The organism is Candidatus Weimeria sp. HCP3S3_B5, assembly GCF_052064335.1.
Taxonomy (GTDB): Bacteria; Bacillota; Clostridia; order Lachnospirales; family Lachnospiraceae; genus Weimeria.
Window position 1 is genome coordinate 1 of the sequence record NZ_JBQHVU010000060.1, and the last position, 1592, is coordinate 1592.

Annotated in this window: 1 protein-coding gene; it reads left to right on the plus strand. The window is 47.3% G+C overall.

What is annotated here, in order from left to right; genetic code table 11:
- The first annotated feature begins 122 nt into the window (after positions 1–122).
- Complete coding sequence (locus ACTNCK_RS11675) at positions 123–1442, plus strand: ISL3 family transposase (RefSeq protein ID WP_441082897.1); 1320 nt, start codon at positions 123–125, stop codon at positions 1440–1442.
- Positions 1443–1592: the final 150 nt, after the last annotated feature.

Here is a 1592-nt window from a genome sequence, read left to right on the forward strand (position 1 = left end):
GGCTCTTCATCAGTTTGTGTGGGTAGCTAAAACGCTGTAACCCTTGTAAATATTGAAAAAGCATACATTTTCCTGTACAATTTTTTCGCCAAAAAAAATCTATAGTACAGAGAGGTAAATGTATGCTCACCAAAAAGATACTCAAAGCTGTTCTTAATGTCAAGCATACCGCCATCGATGATATGAAAATCTTACCTGATGGCTCGTTTGCGATTATGGTCCATCCCACTAAGGGAGAACAGTGCCGATGTGGCATTTGCGGGAGAAAGTCTCCCTGCTACGACAAAGGTCGCAGACAACGATCATGGCGTACCTGCGATTGGAATACAAACAAGGTGTATATCGTAGCGGATGAACCTCGTGTGGACTGCCCCGAGCATGGAGTGGTGACAGCTGCTGTTCCGTGGGCGATGCATAATTCACGCTTTACTAAAGAGTTCGAGGAGCTTGCCACATGGCTTGCTATGAACTGTTCCAAAACAGCCGTTGCGTCCCTGCTGAGAATATCATGGAACACAATAGGACCGATCATCAGCAGGATGAAAAATAAACTTGATCCCGACCCATCCAAAAGGTTTGTCGGACTCGTCAACATCGGCGTGGATGAGACCAGCTACAAGAAGGGACACAAGTACATCACCGTTGTAATAAACCACGATACCGGCAAGGTTATCTGGGCTCATGAAGGACACGGGAAAACTATATTCACCAAGTTCTTCAAACTTCTTACAAAGAAGCAGCTCGCCTCGATAAAGCTTGTATCCGGTGATGGAGCCAAATGGATACAGGAATGTATGGACGAGTTCTGTCCTCAGGCTGAGCGGTGTATAGATCCCTTCCATGTCGTTCAATGGGCTACAGAGGCTCTCGATGAAGTACGCCGTGAAGCATGGCGCGAAGCCCAGAAGAAAGCAAAGGCAGAACCCAAGCGGAAGCCCGGTCGTCCTACTAAGGATACCCCTAAGAAAGACACTACCGCTAAGGATCTAAAGGGCTCACGGTATGCTCTCGGCAAGGCTCCAGAGCATCTCACTGAAAAACAGGAAGCGCAACTTGCTTTCATAGCCGTATCGGATAAGCGTTTGTACCGGGCTTATCTGCTTAAAGAAAAGCTACGACTCGTTTTCCAATGCAAGGATGTAGAAACCGCCAAAACCGAACTGGACGGATGGATCAAATGGGCACAGCATTGTCGGATTAAAGTATTTGTAGAACTTCAGCGAAAGATCAGGCGTCACTACGATGCCATACTTGCAACTATGGAATACCATCTGACAAATGCAGTCGTTGAAGCTACCAATCGCAAGATTAAGTTGTCAATCTACATGGCTTACGGCTTCAGGAACATAGATAACATGCTCGATATGATCATGCTTAGGTGTTCCGACATAGAAGTTCGTCTGCCTTGGGAGCATAATCTTGTTCTGCCTGTTGAAGCGTAGCTGATTGCCTCCCCTGTATCAAGGGCGCAAGCGCCGCTTCGCAGAAACCCTTGACACAGGGCATCCAACCAGCTAGTTGGCAGTCAAGCAGAACAAGGATAGGGTGTGTAGCCGAGGCTACTACTTACCCACACAAACTGATGAAGCCTC

What these genes read in the sequence shown, in the direction of transcription:
- ACTNCK_RS11675 (WP_441082897.1), top strand. Translation starts at nt 123, where the DNA reads ATGCTCACCAAAAAGATACTCAAAGCTGTTCTTAATGTCAAGCATACC.